Here is a 21,178-nt window from a genome sequence, read left to right as displayed (position 1 = left end):
TTGCCCCCATGAACCCTCGTCGTAGTACCAGCTCCCTTCCCAAACCGGGCCGCTCGGCCTATGGGGTGGCGTCGGCTGTCGTCCTGCTGCTCATACCCGTGGTCGTGCTGGTCGGAGGCAACCAGTTCCGCGACTTCCTGAACTTCGGCGCGGGCGTGCTCTCCCTCGTGTCGCTCAGCTGCTCGGTGATCTGGGGCCTGTTCGCCCAGGACCGGATCTTCCTGAACACGCGGCAGCGGATCATCGGCCAGGCGGTGCACCGGACGACGGCGGTCGCCTCGATCGCGTTCCTGCTGCTGCACATCACCACGAAGGTCGCGCTCGGCCACACCCAGGTGATCGCCGCGATCATTCCGTTCTCGCTCGGCGTCACGGGGATCGGCGGCCTGATCGGGCTGGGCTCGCTGGCGGGCCTGCTGATGATCTTCGTGGGTGTCACCGGCGCCCTGCGCAGCAATTTCGCCACCCCGGCCCCCGTCGCCGCCCGCTGGCGCGCCATGCACATGCTGGCCTACCCGGCCTGGTGTGCGGCGCTGATCCACGGCCTCTACGCGGGTCGCTCGGCCAAGCCGGTCTTCGTGATCCTCTACAGCCTGTCGCTGCTGGGCGTGATGGGTGCCGTCGCGCTGCGCGCCGCCCCGCGCCCGGTCAAGCGCAGGGTCGCCGACCGCCTGGTGGCGCTGTTCGGCAGCTCGGAGCGGCCGGGTCTCGAGGAGCTGGACGCCAGCCGCTCCCGAGTGGCCGAGCCGGCGCCGACGGGCTTCGAGGGCCGGCGCGAGCCCCGGGCGGGGGCCTCCCCCTCCGCGCCGCTGTACCAGTCCCCCGCCACCCCGGCCGCGGAACCCACGTCGGGCTTCGCCGCCGCCTACCGCGCCGTCTCCACGCCGGGCCGCTCCCAGCCGTCGTACGCGACCGGCCAGACCAGCCGCATGGACCTGCCGCTGGACCTGCAGGCCACGGAGGCCGTCCCGCGCGTGGACGGTCCCTCCAGCACCTCGGGCAGCTGGCCGATCCCGTCCCCGCCGCCGGTCGGCGAGGCCCCGCCGTCCGCGTACGACCCGCTCCAGGACACCGGGCAGACCATCCCGGTCTACGGCAATGCGGACACCGCCGGTTACGGCGGGAGTGACATGTACGACACCCGTGAGACAAACGGCTTCTACGGCGCGTACAACCCGAGTGACACGTACAACAGCGGTCCCGCTACCGAAACGCTGCCCGGCGCGTCGTACGACACACCGGGTTCGGGCGAACCTTGGAACATGCCGTCCGGAGGCTTTAAGTGAACGAGGCCCTGCCCGACGTCCCCGAAGTCCGCGTGGTCGGCCTTCCCCAGCTCACGTCGGGCTTCGACCTTGTGGAACGACTCGACCTGCCCATGCACCTGAAGGTGCACGGGCCGCTCGACCCGCTCGGCGGCGAGCAGCTCGCGCAGCTCGCCGAACGCATCAACCTCAAGGGCCGCGGCGGCGCGGGCTTTCCCTTCCACAAGAAGCTGCGCTCGGTCGCCGAGTCGGCGATCAAGCGCGGCGTGCGGCCGGTCGTCGTGGTCAACGGCAGCGAGGACGAACCGGCCTGCCGCAAGGACACGGTGCTGATCAACCGCGCCCCGCACCTGATCCTGGACGGCGCGCTGCTGTGCGCCGAGGCCCTCGGCGCACGGACGCTCGTGATCGGCGTCACCCGTGAGTCCACACAGCGCTCCATGGAGGCCGCGCTCGCCGAACGCGGGCTGAGCAACAGCCGCAGATCGGCGCTGCGCGCGTGGGTGCAGCGCAATCCTGTGAGGATGGTCACCGGGGCAGCCGCCTCGCTGATCCGCTCCATCGACGGCGGCCCGGCGATCCCTCCCGGCCGCAAGATCAGCGCCTCGCAGAGCGGTGTCGGCGGCGCTCCCACGCTGCTGTCCAACGCGGAGACGTTCGCGCAGCTGGCCATCGCCGCCCGCATCGGCCCCGAGCGCTACGGCAACACCGGCCTGTACGACGAGCCGGGCACCGTCATGCTCACGGTCTCCGGTGCGGTCGCCCGCCCGATGGTGATCGAGGTCCCCACGGGCGTGCCGCTGCGCTACGTGCTGCAGCTGGCGGGCGCCCCGCCGGTGCCGCAGGGCGTGCTGACCGGCGGCTACCACGGCAAGTGGATCGACGCGGCCACCGTCAACGAGGCGATCGTCTCCCGCAACTCGCTGGACGCCGTGGGTGGTTCGCTGGGTGCGGGCGCGATCCTGCCGATCAGCCAGGAGACCTGCCCGCTGGGCGAGTCACTGCGGGTGGCGCAGTGGCTGGCCGAGGAGAGCGCCGGCCAGTGCGGCCCCTGCTACCTCGGACTCCCGGCGGCGGCGCGCGGCATGGAGGACATCCTCAACGGCGGCGGACCGGCCGCCCTGGAAGCGCTGAAGCAGGTCGCGAAGAACGTCAAGCGCCGTGGCGCGTGTTCGCATCCGGACGGCTCGGCGATGTTCCTGGAGTCGACCGTCAAGGCGTTCACCGACGACCTGGCCGCGCATGTCCTCGGGAACGGCTGCGGACGGCCCGTGGAGGGCGTTCTGCCGCTCTTCGAGGGGGGCAAGGTCCCCACGGGCATCCCCGGCGGCGCGGAGCCCGAGGAGACCGGCTCCAGCCGCCAGAAGATCTACGTCGACTGGACGCTGTGCCGGGGCCATGGACTGTGCGCCGACATCCTTCCCGAGGTGTTCGAACTCGGTGCCGACGGTTTCCCGACCGTCGCCCAGGCGCAGGTGCCGCGCTACGCGGAGGCGAAGGCGCTGCGCGCGGTGCGTCGCTGTCCGGCGCTCGCCCTGCGCATCGAGGAGGACACGCGCGGGCAGGCGCCCTCCCGCAACCTGCCGGTCGTCTCCCAGGGCCGCGGCCGGCGCGCTCTCGGCCGCTGAGCACACGAGGGGGTGGGTCGTCCGAGCCGGACGACCCACCCCTTTGCCCGGCCTCGTCCTCGCGCAACACGCCGAAGGCGGACCATCCTTCGGATGGTCCGCCTTCGATTTCTGTGGAGCTAAGGAGAATTGAACTCCTGACCTCCTGCATGCCATGCAGGCGCTCTACCAACTGAGCTATAGCCCCTTGTTTTGTTGTTTCGCCCGGTTCCCCCGGCGACGACGTAAACATTACAGGCCCGGCGGCGCAGCACCAAATCGGTTTCACCTCTACACCCATACGACCGCTAATGTCGGCTTTTGTGACCATGAGCGCGTCGTCAACAGCCCCCCGTCGGATGCCGGTCGCGCTGGGGGTGTGCCTGGCGTCCTTCGCGGCGTTCTGGGCCGCGCAGCGCGCCGCGCACGTGTCGATGATCGATCTGCTGGTGTACCGGGCCGAGGGCGCCACCGTGCGCGCCGGCGGCGACCTGTACGCGCTGCGGGCGACGGCCGCGCATCTGCCCGCCACCTACCCGCCGTTCGCGGCCCTGCTCTTCACCCCGCTGACCCTGCTGGACACCGGGCCCCTGCGCGTCCTGGCGACGGCCGGGAACCTCGCGCTCCTGGTCGTCTTCGTACGGCTGTCGCTGCGGCTCGTCGGCCACGCGCGCGTGGATGCCGTCTGGTGGGTCGCGGCGGCGGCCGTGTGGTGCGAGCCGGTGTGGACGACCCTGCGCTACGGCCAGGTCAACCTGCTGCTGGCCGTGCTGGTGCTGTGGGATCTGTCCCACCGCCCCGCCCCCTGGTCGGGAGCGGGGCTGGGGCTGGCCGCGGCGGTCAAGCTGACGCCCGCGCTGTTCCCGGTGTTCCTCCTGGTGACGGGTGTCGTGGCACGACTGCAGGGCAGGGACGCGAGGCCGTGGTTGCGGCACGCGCGCGGGGCGGGCGTCGCGTTCGCCGCGGCGACGCTGCTGGCGGCGGCCGTCCTGCCGTACGCCTCGTGGCGCTTCTGGACGGGCCTGGGGTTCCGCCCGGGACGGGTCGGGCGTGCCGAGGACACCGCCAACCAGGCCCTGCGCGGCGTTCTGGCGCGCGTTCTGCACACACCCGCCCCGGGAGCCCTCTGGGTCGCCCTGGCGGCCGTGGTGGCCGTCCTGGGCCTCGCGGCAGCCGTGGCGGCGGAGTTGCGCGGGCGGCGGAACTGGGCGGTGTGCGCCTGCGCCGTCACCGCTCTCCTGGCCGGGCCGGTGTCGTGGACCCACCACTGGGTGTGGTGCGTGCCACTCGTGCTGCTGCTGTGGTCGCACGGCTCCAGGGCCGCGGCCCTGGGCACGCTGCTGGTCTTCTGCTCGTACGCCCCCTGGTGGGTGCCGCACGGAACGGGACACCCCGAACTGCACCTGGACGCAATGGAATTGACCCTTTCGGCCCTCTACGGAGGCGCCGGCGTGTGCTTCCTCGTGCTGACCCGGACATCGTTGCCGGAGCGCGGCGGCGTGTCCGGCGTCAAGCCGTCACGAAGGAGTAGAACCGCTTGAGTGTGCAGTGTTCCTCGAGGAGGCGGCCGTAGATCGGCTCGCCCTCCAGTTCCCGGTACGTCTCGATCGGGTCGCCTTTTATGATCAGCGCCCGCGCGCATTCCTCGCACCAGTACTGGTAGTCGGGATTGAGCGGCTCCATGTCACGGACGATCGGCGTACCGCTGCCACACCAGTCGCACTTTCGCCTGTGTGCACCCATCGATCAGCTCCAGCTGTGGCCGCAGGCCGTGCACACGTAGGAGATTCCGCCGTTGTCGCCCAGAACCTGGGCGACATGCGCGGAACCGCAGGAAGGGCAGCTCAGCCGGGTGGTCGTGTCCCGTATCAACGCCGCACCGAGGAGGTGGCCGACCTCCTCAAGGATGCTCGCAGGCATCGCTACTCCCTCCCGTCGGGCCGCGCCCCCTTCCGGCCGTTTGATTCTGCCACGGCCGGAGCAATACGGTCAGCGACGCCTCAGTACCAGTCCGGACACGGCCCCCGCCGCGGCCGTTGCGGCCAGCGCCCAGGCGCACACCGAAAACGCCTCCGCGGAGGTATACGAGCGCAGGACGCCGAGTGACTCAAGCCGGTTCAGGAACAGTGTGCCGAAAGACGCGACGCCGATCAGCTGACCGAGCTGGGCGACCGTCGCCAGCAGGCCGCTGGCGTCCGCCGCGTCCTCGGGCCGTACCGTGGCGAGCGCTCCCGTGAGCGTGGGGCTGAAGGCGAGCGCGAGCCCGGCGCCCACGCCCGTGTATCCGGCGTACAGGACCGCTCCGCCGTCGCCGCCCCCATGGAAGGCCAGCCCCACGACGGCCACGGACGCCGCGGTCAGCGCGAACCCGGCCGGGGTCAGGACGCGCCGCAGGCCGGCGGGCCACCTTCGCCAGGTCAGGCCGACGGCCCCGAAGACGGCGGCGGTCGGGACGAAGCTCAGGCCGGCCCGCAGCGCGCTGTACCCGAGGCCGCTCTGGACGTGCAGAGTCAGCGCGAAGAGGAAACCGGCGTTGACGGACATCACGGCGAGGATCCGGAAGACGGCCAGGCCGATCCCGGGATGGCGCACCACCCGGGGCGCGATCAGCGGGGCGCCGCCGCGCCGGGCCAGCCGGGACTCGTATCCGCAGAACAGCCCGAACAGCACCGCGGCTGCGGCCAGCGACAGCCAGGACCACACCGGCCAGCCCTCCTCCTGCCCGAGCACCAGCGGCACCGTCAGCAGCGACACCGCCGCGCCCAGCAGCACCAGGCCGGGCAGGTCGAGCGCCCGGGCCCGCTCCATGGGGCCCGGGCCGCCCATCGGCAGGGCCCGGCGGCCCAGTACGAGCAGCAGGGCACCCACGGGCACGTTGACCAGGAACACCGGACGCCAGCCCGTGCCGAGGAGGTCAGCGCCGACCAGCACTCCGCCCGCGATCTGCCCGGCCGCCGCGCCGACGGCGAGGACGGCCGAATAGGCGCCGAGCGCCCGGGCCCGCGCCTCGCCGGTGAACGTGCGCTGGATGAGGCTGAGCACCTGCGGGATGGCCGACGCCGCACCGGCACCCTGCACCAGCCGGAAGACGATCAGTTCGGTCGCCCCCTGCGCCAGGCCGCAGGCGAGCGAGGCTGCGGTGAACAGGGCGACTCCGGCGAGATGCACCCGGCCGTGGCCGAGCCGGTCGCCGAGCCGGGCACCGGTGATCATCAGCACGGAGTAGGAAATGGTGTAGCCGGCGATGACCAGCTGCAGATCGGCGCCCGAGGCATGGAGTTCGGAACCGATGGTGGGGGCGGCGACGTTCACGATGAAGACGTCGAGGGCCGCCATGAACAGCGCGGCGAGCAGGACCGCGAGCAGGAGCCCGGGCCGGTTGTCAGTGCCGGGTGCTTCACTGTCCGTGACGGAGGGATCCGCGCTCCCGGCGATCGATCGGTCACTGTCAGTGGCGGGCGCTTCACTGTTCGCAGGGTTCGGGAGGGGCTCGGTGCCCGGCCCGGTCCGGGATGTCGTCGTCATGGCGTCGAGCCTGACGACGGGCCGGTACCGGTGCCGAGTGCCCGGCGATGCTGGTACTGCCAGCACCTGGCAGGGCCGGGCCCGGGTGCCGACGATGGAGACGGGGACGACGGGGGGCTGGACGATGGCGACGGAGCCGACGATCACGACGAGGACGACACGGGCGCCGAGCACACAGCGGCGCAGGCCGGAGCTGGCCGCCTTCCTGCGCAGCAGGCGGGCGCGGGTGACACCCGCCGACGTGGGAATGCCGCCGGGCCTGCGGCGGCGCACACCCGGGCTGCGCCGGGAGGAGGTGGCCCAGCTCTCCGGCGTGGGCGTGACCTGGTACACGTGGCTGGAGCAGGGCCGGCCGATCAACGCCTCGCCGCAGGTGCTGGACGCGGTCGCCCGCACCCTGCGGCTGGACTCGCCGGAGCGGGAGCATCTGTACCGGCTGGCGGAGGTGCCGTTCGAGCCCGACCGGGAGGTCCTGACCCGGCGTGTGGATCCGCACGTGCAGGGCATCATCGACGCCCTCGATCCCCTGCTCGCGGTGGTCTACAACGCGCGCTACGACATCCTGGCCACCAACGCGGCCCACCGGGACCTGTTCGTGGTTCCGGACGCCCCCGGGATGGACGTGCCGAACGTGCTGTGGACGCTGTTCACGCTGCCGGACGGCGCCTGCCCGCTGGTGCGGCGGGAGCAGGAGCTGCCACTGATGGTGGCGACGCTGCGATCGGCGTACGGCAGACATGTGGGCGAGCCCGCCTGGGAGGACTACATACGCGGGCTGTGCGGGGCGAGCCCCTGGTTCGCGGCGCTGTGGGCCAGCGGTGAGGTGGTGCTTCCGGGGCCGCGGGTGAAGAGGTTCCGGCACGCCGCGGTGGGCGAGATGAGGATGAGCTCCCAGTCGCTGTCCGTCGACGGGATGCCCGAGTGCCGGATCGTCGCCTACACCCCGGAGGACGAGGAGTCGCGCGAGAAGGTCGCGCTGCTGCGGGAGCGACGGCAGCGACTGTGGGCACCGGCGTACACAACAGAAGATCCCGCCCCCTGAGGGACGGGATCTTCACCATCGATCTTTGACAACTCAACAGAGTGTCGAGTGGAGCTAAGGAGAATTGAACTCCTGACCTCCTGCATGCCATGCAGGCGCTCTACCAACTGAGCTATAGCCCCTCGCCACGCGGTGGAACCGCATGGAGTTTCGCTTCCCGCTCGGCGGGGCGAACAAGAAGAACTTTAGCCTGTGACCTGCCAGAAAGTGAAATCCGGGGTCCGGGAGCCTGCGGCGGTTCAGTCGTCGTCGCCGAGGACGGGCTCCGGAAGGGTGCCCGCGTTGTGCTCCAGCAGGCGCCAGCCGCGGGCGCCCTCACCGAGCACGGACCAGCAGCAGTTGGAGAGGCCTCCGAGGCTCTCCCAGTGCTGGGCCTCCAGGCCGAGGAGCCGTCCGATGGTGGTGCGGATGGTGCCACCGTGGCTGACGACGACGAGAGTGCCCTCCTCGGGCAGCTTCTCGGCGTGCCGCAGGACGACGGGTGCGGCGCGGTCGGCGACCTCGGTCTCCAGTTCGCCGCCGCCGCGGCGGACCGCCTCGCCGCGCTTCCAGGCGGCGTACTCCTCGTTGTAGCGGGCGATGATCTCCTCGTGCGTCAGCCCCTGCCACACGCCCGCGTAGGTCTCGCGCAGGCCTTCGTCGCGGGTGACGTCGAGGCCGGTGAGGGCGGCCAGCTCGGCGGCCGTGTTGGCCGCCCGCTGCAGGTCCGAGGAGATGATCGCGTCGGGTCCCAGGGAGGCCAGCAGCCGGGCGGCGCGGCGGGCCTGGCCGATGCCGGTCTCGGTCAGCGCGACGTCCGTGCTGCCCTGGAAGCGGCGCTCGACGTTCCAGGCGGTCTGCCCGTGCCGCCACAGGATGATGCGGCGGCCGCGGCCCTTGCGGTCGGTCACCTCTCCGGTGGCGCTCATCACCACTCCCCGCCCGGCTCCTGCTCGGCCTCGGCGGCCTGGAGCTTGGCGTGCTCCGCGGCCTTGCCGCGGGTGGCCTTGGCGTCGGCGGGCAGCTCCAGCTCGGGGCAGTCCTTCCACAGCCGCTCCAGGGCGTAGAAGACCCGCTCCTCGCTGTGCTGGACGTGGACGACGATGTCGACGTAGTCGAGGAGGATCCAGCGGGACTCGCGGTCGCCCTCGCGGCGGACCGGCTTGGCGCCCAGTTCCTTCAGCAGGCGCTCCTCGATCTCGTCGACGATGGCCCTGACCTGGCGGTCGTTCGGTGCGGAGGCCAGCAGGAAGGCGTCCGTGATCGACAGCACGTCGCTGACGTCGTAGGCGATGACGTCGTGGGCGAGCTTGTCGGCCGCCGCCTGGGCGGCGGTGTTGATGAGATCAAGAGAACGGTCGGTGGCGGTCACTACGAAGCTTTCGGTCGGCGGTCACTGGACCTCAAGGGTCTCACGGACCGTCGGGCGCACCCCACGCGATTACGGCGGCACGTGGGGTGCGCGGCCCCGGTCAGGATGCGGCGGGTTTGTAGTCCTGACCGAGGACGACCGAGACGTCGGCGCCCGAGGAGACCGTTCCCTTGGTCACGGAGCCGGCGGGCAGGCCCAGGGTCTTGGCGACCTCGGTGGCGTCCGGCTTGTGGGAGGCGTCCGAGTAGACCACCTTCGAGGCGGCCTGGGCGCCGGAGGCGGTGCCGCCCTCCAGGAAGGTGAAGCCGCCGTTGAGGAGCACCACGCGGGCCTTCTCGGTGTCGTCCTTCACACCGGTGGCGTTCTGCACGGAGACCCGGACCGCGGAGCCGGCGTCAGGGCTCTTGGCGGTGCCGCCGAGGATGTCCTTCACCACACTGTCGCTGGTCTTCGCGCTGAGGGTGCCGTCGGCCTGCACGGGCAGCAGGGCGGTCTTGTAGTCGCCGCTCTTGGCGAGGTCGGCCAGCTTGGCGAGGAAGGTGCCGAGGTCCTTGTCGGTGAGCGGCGGGTCGAGGATCTGCGCGAGGGTCTGCACGGTGATCGTCGCCGACGAGGGGTCGGAGGACAGCTTGCGCAGCACACCCTGCATGACCTGGCCGAACCGCTCCAGCTGGGCGTTCTCGGACTCGCCGGCGGCGCGGTAGGTGGCGTAGGCGACGGCCATCTTGCCGCTGAGGGTCTGCGCACTGCCCTTGTGGACGAGCGGCTCGGCGCCCTTCTTCTTGGCGTCCGGGTCGGGCACGTCGGTGTTGGTGTCGAGGTCGATGTTGCCGACCAGGTCGACGAGGTTCTGCAGGTAGGGGGTGTCGAGACGCCAGGTGCCCTGGATGTTGGTGCCGAGGACGGTGTCGAGCTGGTCGCGGGTGCCGGAGGCGCCGTCGTCGCCCACCGACTTGGCGAGCGTGGTGGTGGAGCCGTCGTCGCCGCTCAGGGCCAGGGAGTTGGGCAGCAGTACGGTGCTGCCCTGCTTGGTGGTGGTGTTGTCGACCAGCAGCGCCGTGGAGGTGCCGCCCTTGCCGGTGTTGTGCAGGTGGACGACGATCACGTCGCGTTTCTGGGCGCTGACGGGCGTGGCCGCGCCGGGCTTGGAGCCGGAGGAGGACAGGCCGGGCAGTTTTCCGGCGTACCAGAGGTAACCGACGCCGCCGACGGCGACGAGGGCGAGGACCACGAGGAGGGCGATGATCCGGCTGCGGGCGCGGCGGCGGGCCTCCTCGCGGCGCTCGGTGCGGTTCTCGGTGAACTTCAGCCAGTCGATGACGTCCTCGGAGTCGCCGTCCGGCTCCTCGACGAACGCGAACTGCTCGGTGTGGTAGTCCCGTTCGCCCTCCTCCTGCGGCTCCTGGGGGTGCGCCGGGGCGTGCGGGTGCTCCACCGGACCGGCCTGCTGCGGGATGTACGGGGTCTGCTCGGCGACCCGGGGCTGCTGCCCGCTGCTCGCGGCCTGCCCGTAGGGGTCGTAGCCGGTGCCGTGCTGGGTGCCGGTGCCATAGGCGTCGTAGGGGGCCTGGGAGCCGTAGGGGGCGTCGTACGACGGCGAGGGCCGGCCGGTGTCGTAGGAGGGTACCGGCGGCTGCTGGCCGGTGGCGTAGGGGTCGTAGCCGTAGCCCTGTTGCTGGGTGTACGGGTCGTAGGTCGCCTGCTGGGCCTGCTGTGCCGGGACGTGCCGGTACACGGGCTGGCCGTACTCGTCGTAGCCGACGAGTTCGTACGGGCCGGCGCCGTAGCCGCCGTCGCCCGTGTCGTATCGGTCGTTCACCGGTGCCCCTCTCGGCTCACTCGCCGCGGTACAGCTGGCGCTTGGCGATGTAGCGCACGACTCCGTCCGGCACCATGTACCAGATGGGGTCTCCGTTGGCGACTCTCGCACGGCAGTCCGTGGAGGAGATGGCCATGGCCGGCACCTCGACGAGCGAGACGCCTCCTTCCGGCAGACCCGGGTTGGTCAGGTGGTGTCCTGGGCGGGTGACGCCGATGAAATGGGCGAGGGAGAACAGTTCCTCGCTGTCCCGCCAGGTCAGCAGCTGGGCGAGGGCGTCGGCGCCGGTGATGAAGAACAGGTCGGTGTCGGGGTTCAGGGCGCGCAGGTCGCGCAGGGTGTCCACGGTGTAGGTGGGGCCGCCGCGGTCGATGTCGATGCGGCTGACGGAGAACTGGGGGTTCTCGGCGGTCGCGATGACCGTCATCAGGTAGCGGTCCTCGGCCGGGGAGACCTTGCGGTGGGACTTCTGCCACGGCTGGCCGGTGGGCACGAACACCACCTCGTCCAGCTGGAACTGCGCGGCGACCTCGCTTGCCGCCACGAGGTGCCCGTGGTGGATCGGGTCGAACGTTCCGCCCATGACACCGAGGCGTCGCTTGCCCGTGTGGGCGGGCGCGTTGCCCGGTCCGTACTGCGGGTGCTTCACCGTGTCGTCGGCGGACTCGTACGCCGGACCGGTAGGCATGTCCTGCTCTCCCATGCGTGCAGACCCTACCGGCCCGGCCTCGGGTGCCCGGCCGGGGACGGGGTCCCCGCTCAGCGGTCGCGGTTGAAGCGCGTGGTGATCCACAGCAGGAGCAGCAGGATGACCAGGGCGCTGCCACCGGTGACGGCGGGGTTCAGGCTGTTGTGGTTTCCGCCGTGCGGCTCGCCCTCGGCGGCAAGGGTGACCAACTGGGCTGCGGCGCTGTGGAAGCTCATCTTCGGCAGGACCTATCGCGTGTGGGCGGGATAAAGATGTCGGCTCATCGTAAGCGGGCGGCCTCGCGGCGATCACGCCGACTCCTCCGTTGGGGACGGCCGACCGGAACTTCCGGCGGCTGTCAGTCGTCTTTCCGCTTGTAGCCGCGCAGCAGGAACCAGGCGGTCAGCACACAGCCCAGGGCCATCACGATCAGGACGATGCGGAGCAGATTCCCCGACCCGTGCTGCTGCACGGCGCTCGAGGCGGCCTCGGTCAGCCAGGCGGCTGCGGGGTGGTGATCCATGAGTGGGCTCCTTCGGCTGTACTGCCCGTCAACGGTATCTCCGCCTAGGCTGGGCCCCGCCTCGGGGGCACAGTGGCACTCATACGCACTTGGGGGAAGACATGTCCGACGACGGCCCGCAGCACACGGGGCACGAGCGCGTGCCGAGCAGGCAGCGCAGGCGCTTCCCGGGGATCTCCTCGCGTGCCTACGAGCATCCGGCCGACCGCTCGGCCCTGGTCGCGCTGCGCAAGCTGAGCGGATTCGACACCGTCTTCAAGGCGCTCAGCGGGCTGCTGCCCGAGCGGAGCCTGAGACTGCTGTTCCTGTCCGACTCGGTGCGGGTCTCCGAGCGGCAGTTCCAGCACCTGCACGACATGCTGCTGGACGCCTGTTACATCTTGGACCTGGAGAAGGTCCCGCCGATGTACGTCACGCAGGACCCGCAGCCGAACGCGATGTGCATCGGCCTGGACGAGCCGATCATCGTCGTCACCACAGGGCTCGTGGAACTCCTCGACGAGGAGGAGATGCGGGCGGTCGTCGGCCACGAGGTGGGACACGCGCTGTCCGGTCACTCGGTGTACCGCACGATCCTGCTCTTCCTGACCAGCCTGGCGCTGAAGGTGGCCTGGATTCCGCTGGGCAACCTCGCGATCATGGCGATCATCACGGCGCTCAGGGAGTGGTTCCGCAAGTCGGAGCTGTCCGCGGACCGGGCGGGGCTGCTGGTGGGGCAGGACGTCCGGGCCTCCATGCGCGGCCTGATGAAGATCGCCGGTGGCAACCACCTGCACGAGATGAACGTGGACGCGTTCCTGGAGCAGGCCGAGGAGTACGACTCCGGGGGCGATCTGCGCGACTCGGTGCTGAAGATCCTCAACGTACTCCCCCGCTCGCACCCGTTCACCACCGTGCGGGCCGCCGAGCTGAAGAAGTGGGCCGAGTCCCGCGACTTCCAGCGGATCATGGACGGCCACTATCCGCGGCGTGACCAGGACCAGGACACCTCGGTCAGCGACTCCTTCCGCGAGTCGGCGGCCAGCTACGCGAGCGATGTGAAGGCCTCCAAGGACCCGCTGATGAAGCTGGTCACGGACCTCGCGGGCGGCGCGGGCGACCTGGGCGGCCGGGTCCGCCGAGGCTTCGAGGGCTTCCGGACCCCGCCCCCGCCGAAGGGGGGCCCGACGGACACCCCGGGGTACGAGGAGTAGCCCCCTTCCCTCCCCCCTCCGCCGCACCGGCATCCCCCTTCCCGTCGCAACGGCGCTCGGCCACCACGGCGGGTTCCGGGGTGCCGGCTCCTCCTCGGCCGTGGCCCCGACCCGGTTCCGGAAAACGCCCCTCTACGCCGTCGGCTGAGCCCCGGCGGCCAGCGTCCCGCACAGGGCCGCGGGGCTGTCCGTCCGATAGGGATCGGTGCCCGCGGGGCCGCCGGCGCGGGCCGTCTGGCCGGCGAGGAGGGGGCGGAGGTAGGCGGTGGAGTCCTCGGCGCAGGCGAGAGGGCCCGCCTGGACGTAGGACGTAACGAGCTGGACCTGGTGGGTGCGCAGATCGTCGCGGGTGAAGCGGAAGGTCAGCTCGCGGCGCACCGTGAACAGGGACACGGCCGCGTTCGCCGCGGCGCGGGCGGGGCGCAGGGCGTAGACGAAGGTGTGGTCGGCGGTGACCTCCAGCGCGCCCGAGTCGGTCTCGGTGGCCTGCAGGTCGCCCTGGACGCGGATCCTGTCGTCGGCGAGCTGGACGCGGGAGGGGTCGAGACGGACCAGCCAGCCGGTGGCGGCGTGCCGGCCGTCCGCCGCCGGGTGGTGGATGCTCTGGTCGAACTGGTCGAGCTGGCCGGCGTCGAGGAGGGACCGGGCGGGGTGCACCTGGCGGCCGGTGAGCACCTCGGGGTAGAGGGAGGAGCGGACGACGTAGTCCTTGGCGGTGGTGAGGGCGCTCACCACCTGGCTGTCGGAGAAGTGGGCGGTGCTGTGGGAGGCCGGCAGGGGTATGCCCTCCGCGCCGACCGCGTAGGGGGCGGCGGGGCTGTGCGCGTACAGGCTCTCGGCGTCGGTGGAGCCGGGTACCTTGCCCGTCGGGGCGAGCGGGATCACCGTCATCCGCAGGGGTTCGACGGTACGTCGGGCCTGCGGGGTGCTGTAGGGGTGGCGGACACCCATGTAGACGGCGGTGACGAAGGCGACGGCGATCAGCAGGACGAGGATCAGGACCTGCCTGGTGAGTCCGCGGTGCAGGGGCGGGCGCCGGCGTACGGCGGGCGCGTGGTCGGCCATCCGCTCCTGGGCGGAGTACTCCTGGATCCGGGCAGCACGGACGAACGACTCGTCGAAGACGACGGATCGGTACTCGTCCTCTCCACCTGGGGGGCCGCCCTCGGGCGTGCCCTCCGGTGGGTCTGCAGGCCCGCCCATACTTTCAGGGTAGGTCTCGTGGGCCTCGGGTAAACGCCCTGCTGCACGACAACTTCTGACAGGTGCTCACCAAGAGTGAAGCGGGCGTTCAGGGGGAGCGCGGGGTGGCGGAGGCCGCCGGCTGGGAGGTTTCGGCGGAGGCGGAGGGAGCGGCGGCGCTGCCCTGTTCGAGGCCGGTGGAGGCGGGTGTGGGTATCCCGTCACGGGTGGTGGCGGAGCCGCCTCGATAGACGGCGGCGAAGGCCAGGGCGACCATGCCGATACCCATCACGACGGCCAGCACCCAGGCGACGGGCCGGTGCCACCGGACCTGTTTGCCGTACCCGTCGAAGTGGCGGTCGCCGAGGACGTAGGTGTCCTCCAGCTCGTCGTCGTCCGGATCTTGACCGAAGTCGGTGCCCTCGGGGCCGTAGGCGTCGTCGTAGCGCTCGCTTCGGGCGTGGGCGCGGCGGGCCTCCGCCTCGGAGGCCTCTGCTCTGGCCTGCGCGGCGGCCAGGAGGCGTTCGACGGCGGTCGGCTCGTGGACCGTGGCCGCCTGTACGAAGGCCTCGTCGAAGACCACGGAGGCGAACTCTTCGTCCGACACCCCGTGGTCGTGGTCGTCGTCGGGCTCCCAGCCGTCCGAGAACGGCGTGCCCCCCACGTCCTCCGGCACGGATCCAGAGTAGACCTGGGGGGTCAATTTGGGCAGACGGTATGGAAATTCATCCGCCTGGTGAGACGCCTTCCGGACGCGCGGCCGAACGGGTGAGCCTCAGGGGCGCACGTGGCCGTCGCCGGTGACGATGTACTTGGTGCTGGTCAGCTCGGGCAGGCCCATCGGGCCGCGCGCGTGCAGCTTCTGGGTGGAGATGCCGATCTCCGCGCCGAAGCCGAACTGGCCGCCGTCGGTGAAGCGGGTGGAGGCGTTGACGGCGACGGTGGTGGAGTCGACCAGCTGGGTGAAGCGGCGGGCGGCCTGCTGGGAGGTGGTGACGATCGCCTCGGTGTGGCCGGAGGTCCACAGCCGGATGTGCTCGACGGCCTTGTCGAGGGAGTCGACGACGGCGGCGGCGATGTCGTACGAGAGGTACTCGGTCTCCCAGTCCTCGGCCACGGCTTCCACGACCGTCGCCTTGGAGTCCTCGGCGTAGGCCAGCACGCGCTCGTCGGCGTGCACGGTGACGCCGGCCTCGGCGAGGGCGTCGAGGGCGCGCGGCAGGAACGCGGGGGCGATGTCCTGGTGGACGAGGAGGGTCTCGGCGGCGTTGCACACGCTGACCCGCTGGGCCTTGGAGTTGATCAGGATGTCGATGGCCATGTCGATGTCGGCCGCCGCGTCGACGTAGACGTGGCAGTTGCCGGTGCCGGTCTCGATCACGGGGACGGTGGACTCGTTGACCACCGTCTGGATCAGGGAGGCGCCGCCGCGCGGGATGAGGACGTCGACCAGGCCGCGGGCGCGCATCAGCTCGCGGACGGACTCGCGGCTCTCGCCGGGCACCAGCTGGACGGCGTCGGCGGGCAGCCCGGCGCCGCCGACGGCGTCGCGGATGACGCGGACGAGGGCGGTGTTGGACTCATAGGCGGAGGCGGATCCGCGCAGCAGGACGGCGTTGCCGGACTTCAGGCAGAGGGCGGCGGCGTCGACGGTGACGTTCGGACGGGCCTCGTAGATGATGCCGACGACGCCCAGCGGGACGCGGACCTGGCGCAGGTCGATGCCGTTGGGAAGGGTGGAGCCACGGACGACCTCGCCGACCGGGTCGGGCAGCTTCGCCACGTCCCGGACGTCGGAGGCGATGGCGCGGACCCGCTCGGGGGTGAGGGTGAGCCGGTCCACGATGGCCTCGCTGATGCCGTTCTCCCGCGCCTTGGCGACGTCCTTGGCGTTGGCCTCGACGATCTCGCTGGTCCGGACCTCCAGGGCGTCGGCGATGGCGAGCAGCGCGTCGTCCTTCTCGGCGCGCGGGAGCGGCGCGAGGTCGGCGGCGGCGGCCTTGGCCCGGTAGGCGGCCTGGGTGACCGGGGACATCGAGTCGTACGGCGAGAGCGTGGTCATACCCGCAGGGTAGTGCGCCTGCGGAGGGGGGCGACAACCGTCCCGGAAGCCGAGACGGCGGGCCCGCCGGGGCGTGCGGGCTCCGTGCCACCGGCGGCTCCGGTGGCACGGGGCCCGGTCACGGGGTCAGATCAGCGCCTTCTTGTAGAAGATGTTCGAGCGGCGGTCGCCCGCGGCGCCGGAGGCGAAGCCGATGAAGAGGCGGGCCTGACCGGAGTCGGTGCGGTAGACGGCCAGCCCCTCCGGCTCGCGGTAGGAGAGGCTCTCGCCCGCCTTGGTGAGGACCGGCCCCTGCTTGACGGCCCCCGAATTGAGGTCGACGCAGGTGATGCGGGTGTTCCCGGGCCGCGGGTTGCTCGCCGAGTAGGCGTTGCCGGTCAGGAAGTACAGGTACCGGCCGTAGGAGGTGTACCCCTGCGCGGTGCCCGGGATCGAGGGCTGCTTGAAGTACGCCACCGGGCTGCTGAAGTCGCCGGCGGAGGCCTGGCTCATCCGGTAGGCGGCGATGTACTTGGCGCCGTTCTTCTGGTGGCGGACGACCATGATGCCGTTCACCTGGTCGATGGAGCAGGTGAACTCCACGCCGCTCGCCACCGGCCGGTACTTCTTGATCGCGGAGGAGGTGTGGGACAAGGAGCCGCCGCGCACGAACTTGAAGCGGCCGAGCCGGGTGCCGTAGCCGTTCTTGTTCGCGTCCACCTCCGTCCACAGCCAGCTGTCGCGGCCCCGCGGCTCGACGCCGAAGGCGACGCCGTGGCCGAAGCCCGTCAGGTGCATGGCCGAGACGCGGTTGCCGGCGAAGTCCAGCTCGGTGATGCAGAGGTCGCCGGACGTCTCACCGCTGCCGTTGCGTCGCTGTGCGACGAAGAGGCGCTTGTTGACGCTGTCGAAGGCGAAGCCCTGCTGGACGGTGTCGTCGTGCAGCTGCCGGCCGCGGAACAGGTCGTAGGACGGCGCGGTGAGCTCGAAGCGCGGCGAGGCGGCGATCGCGGCGGACGCCGTGCCCGACCCGGCCCCCACGCCCAGCGCGGCGATCCCCAGACCGCCCGCGGCCCGCAGGATCCCCCGACGGCCGATGGTGTGCTGCTCCATGGTCCCCCTTGTGTGGCGGTTGGTAAGCGGAGACACATGATCCACATGCGTCGCGCCGAACCTACCCGGCCGCCCCCGGCGGCCGGTGTGCGGGGCCCGGGCACCGGCGCGGGACCGGAAGGGGGCGGGATTCAGAAGGGGTGGACGCCGACGGGGGTGGCGGGGGCGGGCCCGTAGCCCTCGGCGATGCGCTGGTGGTAGGTCTCGCGGTCGATGACCTCCAAGCCGACGATCTCCCACGCGGGCAGCCCGGCACTCTGCCGGTGCTCCCCCCACAGGCGCAGGGCGACGGCGGCGGCGTCGTGCAGGTCGCGGGCCTCTTCCCAGTACCTGATCTCGGCGTGATCGGTGGCGTATCTGCTGGTCAGGAGGAAGGGGTGGTCGTGGGCCAGTTGCTCCAGGGCACGGCGCAGATCCGGCAGGGGGACGTTGTCCCCGGAGACGCTGAGGGTGACGTGCCACAGCCGGGGCAGGTCCCTGGGCTCCTCGTAGGCGTCCCCGGCCGCGACGCTCGTCAGAGCACCGCGGGTTGTCACCCCAGGGCGCACTCGTCTCACGACGGCCTCCTTCACCCAGTACTCGGAAACGTGTCCTGACACAAAGTTGAGCAGGCCCTACGGCACCGCGGGGCGGTTTTACGGAACGTCCCCCACCGGGGGCTGTCGTTACGTCCCGTTTTAGGAGTGCAGCAGCACCAGGTCGTCCCTGTGTACGACCTCACGTTCGTACGCGGGGCCCAGCTCCCGGGCCAGCTCGCGGGTGGAACGCCCGATCAGCCGCGGAATCTCCTTGGCGTCGAAGTTGACGAGCCCCCGGGCCACCGCGCGGCCCGCCGTGTCGCGCAGCTCGACGGGGTCGCCGGCGCTGAACTCGCCCTCGACGGCGGCGATTCCGGCGGGCAGCAGGGACGTGCGCCGCTTCACGACGGCGTCCACCGCGCCGTCGTCCAGGATCAGCGCGCCCTGCGGGGTGGAGGCGTGCTGGAGCCACAGGAGCCGGTCGGCGGAGCGTTTGCCGGTGGGGTGGAAGTGGGTGCCGGTGTCGGCGCCGCTCAGGGCGTCCGCCGCGTGCACGGCGCTGGTCAGCACCACGGGGATGCCGGCGGCGGCGGCGATCGCGGCGGCCTCGACCTTGGTGACCATCCCGCCGGTGCCGACACCGGCCTTGCCCGCGCTGCCGATCTCCACGTGCGCGAGGTCCTCGGGCCGCCGTACCTCCGCGATCCGGGAGGTGCCGGGCTTGCTCGGGTCGCCGTCGTAGACGCCGTCGACGTCGGAGAGGAGGACGAGGAGGTCGGCGTGGACGAGGTGGGCGACGAGGGCGGCGAGGCGGTCGTTGTCGCCGAAGCGGATCTCGTCGGTGGCGACGGTGTCGTTCTCGTTGACGATCGGGAAGGCACCCATCGCGAGGAGCTTGTCGAGGGTGCGCGAGGCGTTGCGGTGGTGGGCGCGGCGGCTCATGTCGTCGGAGGTGAGCAGGACCTGCCCGACGCGGACGCCGTAGCGGGCGAAGGAGGCGGTGTAGCGGGCGACGAGCAGGCCCTGGCCGACGCTGGCGGCGGCCTGCTGGCGGGCGAGGTCCTTGGGGCGGCGGCGCAGCCCCAGCGGGGCGAGGCCGGCGGCGATGGCGCCGGAGGAGACGAGGACGATCTCCTTCTCGCCGCCGCTGCGGCTCTTGGCGAGGACGTCGACGAGCGCGTCGACGCGGTCGGCGTCCAGGCCGCCCGCGGCCGTGGTCAGTGAGGAGGACCCCACCTTGACGACGATCCTGCGAGCCTCGTGTACGGCCTGCCTTGCCCTTGCCACCTTGTTGTCCGTCCCCTCACCCGGTCTTGCACCCGCACCGCAATCTACGCGAACGGGTGCGGGTGGTGCGCCCGCGTCCGGTGGGCGGACGGCACTCCCGTGGCCCGCTCAACGGGGCGGGCAGAACAGGTCGACGTCTTCTCCCTGGCCCAGCGGATAGCCCAGCGCAAGCATGACCGCCGCATTGACCTTTTCCGGCAGATTCACGTGGTCCGTCATGAAACGAATGGGGTGGTTCATCGTCATACTGGCCCCCAGTTTCAGGATGAAAAGATAGAAACTGGGATCGTCCAGCCACGTTCGATGTTCGCAGACCAGACGGGCCGCCGCCACGAAGGGCCAGTTGTCGTCCGCGTCGACCAGCCCCGCGCCACTCGGACCAGGTCTCGTCCGCGTCGGCGATCAGCGGGTCGTTGGGGAACCGCCAGCCGGCGCCGCCGTGGTACTCGTACCGGGTCGTCATGACCGGGTCGCCGTCGATGTCCGCTCCCCGGCCCACACCGGGGTCCACGGAGACCTGGGTGACGAGGTACTTCTTGAACCAGCCGGTCTCCGGGGCGGTGGAACCCCCGGGCGTCCATTTCCGCCAGAAGCAGTCCTGGGTGTTGGACGACTCGCTGGGCAGGTTGTTGATGTCGCAGGCGTCGGGCTGGCCGTAGGTGACGCTGGTCACCGAGCCGAGGTCGCCGTAGATCTTGTCGACGCGGCGGAAGTTGAGGGTGGAGGAGCCGACCTGGTTGTCCAGCCACTCACCGTTGAAGTTGATGACCGGCAGGCGCTGGTCGGGGCCGTCGCCGTAGCCCTCGCGCTGGACGTAGTCGAGCCACAGGGTCTTGCCGATGGTGCCGTCGGGGTTCGGCAGGCCGTACTTCATCTGGTACCGCATCGCCGGGTCCCACGTCGCACCGCCGTCGTCGCTGACGTAGGTCTTGATGTCCCACAGCATGTCGGTGCTGAAGAACGTGGGGTGGTACGTCTTGCCCGCACAGTAGTTGTCCGCCGAGGTGCCGTCGCACATCAGGTCGGTGGGCACGTCGGGGTACGAGTCGGGGTTGGCGGAGATGCCCGGGCAGGCCGCCGGCTCCTTGCCCAGCGGGTCGGCGTCGCTCATCCGCTCCACGCAGCGGCCGACGTGGCTCAGCTCCACCTTGGCGGGCAGCTTCGCGCCGGCGATCTGGGAGGCCCAGCCGTACTCGATCTTCGTCAGATGGCTTGCCGCGTCGTACTGGCGCGCCTTGTCGGTGTTGATGACCGAGCGGCAGTAGTTGGTCTGCTTGTCGTAGAAGTAGGCGTTCTCGACCTCGTTCGGGTCGACCACACGGTCCAGGTTCCAGCACCAGCCCTGGGTGCAGGGTTCCGGGAACTGCGAGTGGCACGGCTCGCCCGTGTCGTCACCGGCCACGGGGACGGTCAGCACGGAGTGGGTCGGGTCGCCGCTGCGCTCGGCGCGGCCCCAGCCGAAGTAGTAGCGCATGCCGTTCTGGGCGGAGATCACCCAGTACTCGTCGTCGGCGCGGCGGCCGTCCCGCTCGTCGCCGTCGGCGCCGCCGAGGGGGTCGCGCACGCCCGGCGCACGTCCTCCCAGGACGACGCCACACCCGGCTCGGTCACCGCGAGCAAGCGGTTCGACCTGACCGACCCCTCCGACATGCTCCTGCGGGAAGTGCAGCTGACCGGCACCCGCGTGCTGCAGTCGTTCGCCTTCGACAACACCCGCGGGCACCTCTTCACCGTGCAGCTGGTCGACGGCGGACTCCAGCTGCCCGGGGAGACCCAGACGTACTCCGGCGCCGACCGCGAGGCCAACGGCGACCTCGTCCTGACCCGGCTGGACCTCTCCGGGAACATCCTCGGCACGATGTATCTGCGCGGATTCGGGCACGGCGTGCAGATCGGCGTGGAATCCACCACGTCCGGCTCGTATCTGTGGACGGAGACGCACAACATCCGCACCGCGAATTCCGACGGCACCTCCACCGGTTGGGGCGACCGGCTCGCCCGGTTCGAGTTCGCCAACGGATCGG

Annotated in this window: 21 protein-coding genes, 2 tRNA genes and 1 pseudogene; 6 read left to right on the top strand and 18 right to left on the bottom strand. The window is 71.1% G+C overall.

The features are described from left to right. Positions 1 to 8 precede the first annotated feature (8 nt). Positions 9 to 1,286, top strand: a complete 1,278-nt coding sequence (locus ACWC94_RS04810; protein ID WP_450794928.1) for a cytochrome b/b6 domain-containing protein — start codon at positions 9 to 11, stop codon at positions 1,284 to 1,286. Continuing rightward, positions 1,283 to 2,893 carry an NADH-ubiquinone oxidoreductase-F iron-sulfur binding region domain-containing protein gene (locus tag ACWC94_RS04805; RefSeq protein ID WP_450794927.1) on the top strand — a complete coding sequence of 537 codons (1,611 nt, stop codon included), beginning with the start codon at positions 1,283 to 1,285 and terminating at the stop codon, positions 2,891 to 2,893. The genes ACWC94_RS04810 and ACWC94_RS04805 overlap by 4 nt, the downstream gene beginning before the upstream one ends. A gap of 114 nt (positions 2,894 to 3,007) precedes the next feature. Here ACWC94_RS04805 and ACWC94_RS04800 read toward each other — a convergent pair. Beyond that, a tRNA-Ala gene (locus ACWC94_RS04800) sits at positions 3,008 to 3,080 on the bottom strand. A gap of 115 nt (positions 3,081 to 3,195) precedes the next feature. On the opposite strand from ACWC94_RS04800, the gene ACWC94_RS04795 reads away from it, so the two are divergent. Continuing rightward, on the top strand, positions 3,196 to 4,413 hold the full coding sequence (locus tag ACWC94_RS04795; protein ID WP_450795024.1) for a glycosyltransferase 87 family protein: 1,218 nt from the start codon (positions 3,196 to 3,198) through the stop codon (positions 4,411 to 4,413). On the opposite strand, the gene ACWC94_RS04790 is transcribed toward ACWC94_RS04795, so the two are convergent. The 3 genes from ACWC94_RS04790 to ACWC94_RS04780 form a co-directional block, all read right to left on the bottom strand. Next, positions 4,382 to 4,615 carry a hypothetical protein gene (locus ACWC94_RS04790; RefSeq protein WP_019523121.1) on the bottom strand — a complete coding sequence of 78 codons (234 nt, stop codon included), beginning with the start codon at positions 4,613 to 4,615 and terminating at the stop codon, positions 4,382 to 4,384. The genes ACWC94_RS04795 and ACWC94_RS04790 overlap by 32 nt on opposite strands. Positions 4,616 to 4,618: 3 nt before the next feature. Then, entirely contained in the window at positions 4,619 to 4,792 is a 174-nt protein-coding gene (locus ACWC94_RS04785; protein ID WP_014672673.1) for a hypothetical protein, read from the bottom strand. Positions 4,793 to 4,861: 69 nt separating this feature from the next. Next, the gene (locus ACWC94_RS04780) at positions 4,862 to 6,226 is read right to left on the bottom strand and encodes an MFS transporter (protein ID WP_450795023.1); all 1,365 of its coding nucleotides are present in this window, start codon (positions 6,224 to 6,226) and stop codon (positions 4,862 to 4,864) included. Between the two features lie 295 nt (positions 6,227 to 6,521). On the opposite strand from ACWC94_RS04780, the gene ACWC94_RS04775 reads away from it, so the two are divergent. Then, positions 6,522 to 7,439: a helix-turn-helix transcriptional regulator gene (locus tag ACWC94_RS04775; protein WP_450795022.1), complete on the top strand. Its 918-nt coding sequence runs from the start codon at positions 6,522 to 6,524 to the stop codon at positions 7,437 to 7,439. Positions 7,440 to 7,488: 49 nt separating this feature from the next. On the opposite strand, the gene ACWC94_RS04770 is transcribed toward ACWC94_RS04775, so the two are convergent. The 7 genes from ACWC94_RS04770 to ACWC94_RS04740 all read right to left on the bottom strand — a co-directional run bounded on the left by ACWC94_RS04770 (position 7,489) and on the right by ACWC94_RS04740 (position 11,820). Beyond that, positions 7,489 to 7,561: transfer RNA gene (locus ACWC94_RS04770), tRNA-Ala, on the bottom strand. A gap of 117 nt (positions 7,562 to 7,678) precedes the next feature. Beyond that, positions 7,679 to 8,347, bottom strand: coding sequence for a histidine phosphatase family protein (locus tag ACWC94_RS04765; protein ID WP_450794926.1), 669 nt, complete (start codon positions 8,345 to 8,347; stop codon positions 7,679 to 7,681). Further along, on the bottom strand, positions 8,347 to 8,790 hold the full coding sequence (gene rsfS, locus ACWC94_RS04760) for a ribosome silencing factor (protein ID WP_450794925.1): 444 nt from the start codon (positions 8,788 to 8,790) through the stop codon (positions 8,347 to 8,349). The genes ACWC94_RS04765 and rsfS overlap by 1 nt, the downstream gene beginning before the upstream one ends. Before the next feature lie 100 nt (positions 8,791 to 8,890). Next, a complete protein-coding gene (locus ACWC94_RS04755; protein ID WP_450794924.1) occupies positions 8,891 to 10,609 on the bottom strand; it encodes a LytR C-terminal domain-containing protein in 1,719 nt (572 codons plus the stop codon). A 16-nt stretch (positions 10,610 to 10,625) separates the two neighbouring features. Continuing rightward, positions 10,626 to 11,312 carry a nicotinate-nucleotide adenylyltransferase gene (gene nadD / locus ACWC94_RS04750; protein ID WP_450794923.1) on the bottom strand — a complete coding sequence of 229 codons (687 nt, stop codon included), beginning with the start codon at positions 11,310 to 11,312 and terminating at the stop codon, positions 10,626 to 10,628. A 56-nt stretch (positions 11,313 to 11,368) separates the two neighbouring features. Further along, complete coding sequence (locus ACWC94_RS04745) at positions 11,369 to 11,533, bottom strand: hypothetical protein (RefSeq protein WP_360097134.1); 165 nt, start codon at positions 11,531 to 11,533, stop codon at positions 11,369 to 11,371. Positions 11,534 to 11,655: 122 nt separating this feature from the next. Further along, positions 11,656 to 11,820 carry a hypothetical protein gene (locus tag ACWC94_RS04740; protein ID WP_450794922.1) on the bottom strand — a complete coding sequence of 55 codons (165 nt, stop codon included), beginning with the start codon at positions 11,818 to 11,820 and terminating at the stop codon, positions 11,656 to 11,658. A gap of 101 nt (positions 11,821 to 11,921) precedes the next feature. On the opposite strand from ACWC94_RS04740, the gene ACWC94_RS04735 reads away from it, so the two are divergent. After that, positions 11,922 to 13,013 carry a M48 family metallopeptidase gene (locus tag ACWC94_RS04735; RefSeq protein ID WP_450794921.1) on the top strand — a complete coding sequence of 364 codons (1,092 nt, stop codon included), beginning with the start codon at positions 11,922 to 11,924 and terminating at the stop codon, positions 13,011 to 13,013. A 132-nt stretch (positions 13,014 to 13,145) separates the two neighbouring features. Here ACWC94_RS04735 and ACWC94_RS04730 read toward each other — a convergent pair whose 3' ends face one another. From ACWC94_RS04730 to ACWC94_RS04700, 7 genes are all read right to left on the bottom strand, one after another. Next, positions 13,146 to 14,216, bottom strand: coding sequence for an SCO2583 family membrane protein (locus ACWC94_RS04730; protein ID WP_450794920.1), 1,071 nt, complete (start codon positions 14,214 to 14,216; stop codon positions 13,146 to 13,148). A gap of 88 nt (positions 14,217 to 14,304) precedes the next feature. Beyond that, positions 14,305 to 14,871: an SCO2584 family spore wall biosynthesis protein gene (locus ACWC94_RS04725; RefSeq protein WP_450794919.1), complete on the bottom strand. Its 567-nt coding sequence runs from the start codon at positions 14,869 to 14,871 to the stop codon at positions 14,305 to 14,307. 99 nt (positions 14,872 to 14,970) lie between these two features. Beyond that, on the bottom strand, positions 14,971 to 16,257 hold the full coding sequence (locus ACWC94_RS04720; protein WP_450794918.1) for a glutamate-5-semialdehyde dehydrogenase: 1,287 nt from the start codon (positions 16,255 to 16,257) through the stop codon (positions 14,971 to 14,973). 126 nt (positions 16,258 to 16,383) lie between these two features. Then, positions 16,384 to 17,349: a phage baseplate protein gene (locus ACWC94_RS04715; RefSeq protein ID WP_450794917.1), complete on the bottom strand. Its 966-nt coding sequence runs from the start codon at positions 17,347 to 17,349 to the stop codon at positions 16,384 to 16,386. A 131-nt stretch (positions 17,350 to 17,480) separates the two neighbouring features. Further along, a complete protein-coding gene (locus tag ACWC94_RS04710; RefSeq protein ID WP_450794916.1) occupies positions 17,481 to 17,906 on the bottom strand; it encodes a hypothetical protein in 426 nt (141 codons plus the stop codon). A 120-nt stretch (positions 17,907 to 18,026) separates the two neighbouring features. Beyond that, positions 18,027 to 19,154 (bottom strand): glutamate 5-kinase, encoded by a 1,128-nt coding sequence (gene proB, locus ACWC94_RS04705; protein WP_450794915.1) that lies wholly within the window; start codon positions 19,152 to 19,154, stop codon positions 18,027 to 18,029. A 16-nt stretch (positions 19,155 to 19,170) separates the two neighbouring features. Continuing rightward, positions 19,171 to 20,718, bottom strand: coding sequence for a hypothetical protein (locus ACWC94_RS04700; protein ID WP_450794914.1), 1,548 nt, complete (start codon positions 20,716 to 20,718; stop codon positions 19,171 to 19,173). 84 nt (positions 20,719 to 20,802) lie between these two features. On the opposite strand from ACWC94_RS04700, the pseudogene ACWC94_RS04695 reads away from it, so the two are divergent. Beyond that, a pseudogene (locus tag ACWC94_RS04695) lies at positions 20,803 to 21,048 on the top strand (Tat pathway signal sequence domain protein); the annotation flags it as partial. Positions 21,049 to 21,178: the final 130 nt, after the last annotated feature.

It is taken from the genome of Streptomyces sp. NPDC001135, from assembly GCF_053598395.1.
Note: the sequence above shows the minus strand (reverse complement) of the source record. Positions and strands in the feature narration are given on the sequence as shown.

Excerpts from the sequence above, each read along its gene's own strand:
- ACWC94_RS04810 (WP_450794928.1), top strand. The coding sequence starts at position 9 with ATGAACCCTCGTCGTAGTACCAGCTCCCTTCCCAAACCGGGCCGCTCG.
- ACWC94_RS04790 (WP_019523121.1), bottom strand. The coding sequence starts at position 4,615 with ATGGGTGCACACAGGCGAAAGTGCGACTGGTGTGGCAGCGGTACGCCG.
- ACWC94_RS04785 (WP_014672673.1), bottom strand. The coding sequence starts at position 4,792 with ATGCCTGCGAGCATCCTTGAGGAGGTCGGCCACCTCCTCGGTGCGGCG.
- ACWC94_RS04775 (WP_450795022.1), top strand. The coding sequence starts at position 6,522 with ATGGCGACGGAGCCGACGATCACGACGAGGACGACACGGGCGCCGAGC.
- ACWC94_RS04765 (WP_450794926.1), bottom strand. The coding sequence starts at position 8,347 with ATGAGCGCCACCGGAGAGGTGACCGACCGCAAGGGCCGCGGCCGCCGC.
- nadD (WP_450794923.1), bottom strand. The coding sequence starts at position 11,312 with ATGGGAGAGCAGGACATGCCTACCGGTCCGGCGTACGAGTCCGCCGAC.
- ACWC94_RS04745 (WP_360097134.1), bottom strand. The coding sequence starts at position 11,533 with ATGAGCTTCCACAGCGCCGCAGCCCAGTTGGTCACCCTTGCCGCCGAG.
- ACWC94_RS04740 (WP_450794922.1), bottom strand. The coding sequence starts at position 11,820 with ATGGATCACCACCCCGCAGCCGCCTGGCTGACCGAGGCCGCCTCGAGC.
- ACWC94_RS04735 (WP_450794921.1), top strand. The coding sequence starts at position 11,922 with ATGTCCGACGACGGCCCGCAGCACACGGGGCACGAGCGCGTGCCGAGC.
- ACWC94_RS04730 (WP_450794920.1), bottom strand. The coding sequence starts at position 14,216 with ATGGGCGGGCCTGCAGACCCACCGGAGGGCACGCCCGAGGGCGGCCCC.
- ACWC94_RS04720 (WP_450794918.1), bottom strand. The coding sequence starts at position 16,257 with ATGACCACGCTCTCGCCGTACGACTCGATGTCCCCGGTCACCCAGGCC.
- ACWC94_RS04715 (WP_450794917.1), bottom strand. The coding sequence starts at position 17,349 with ATGGAGCAGCACACCATCGGCCGTCGGGGGATCCTGCGGGCCGCGGGC.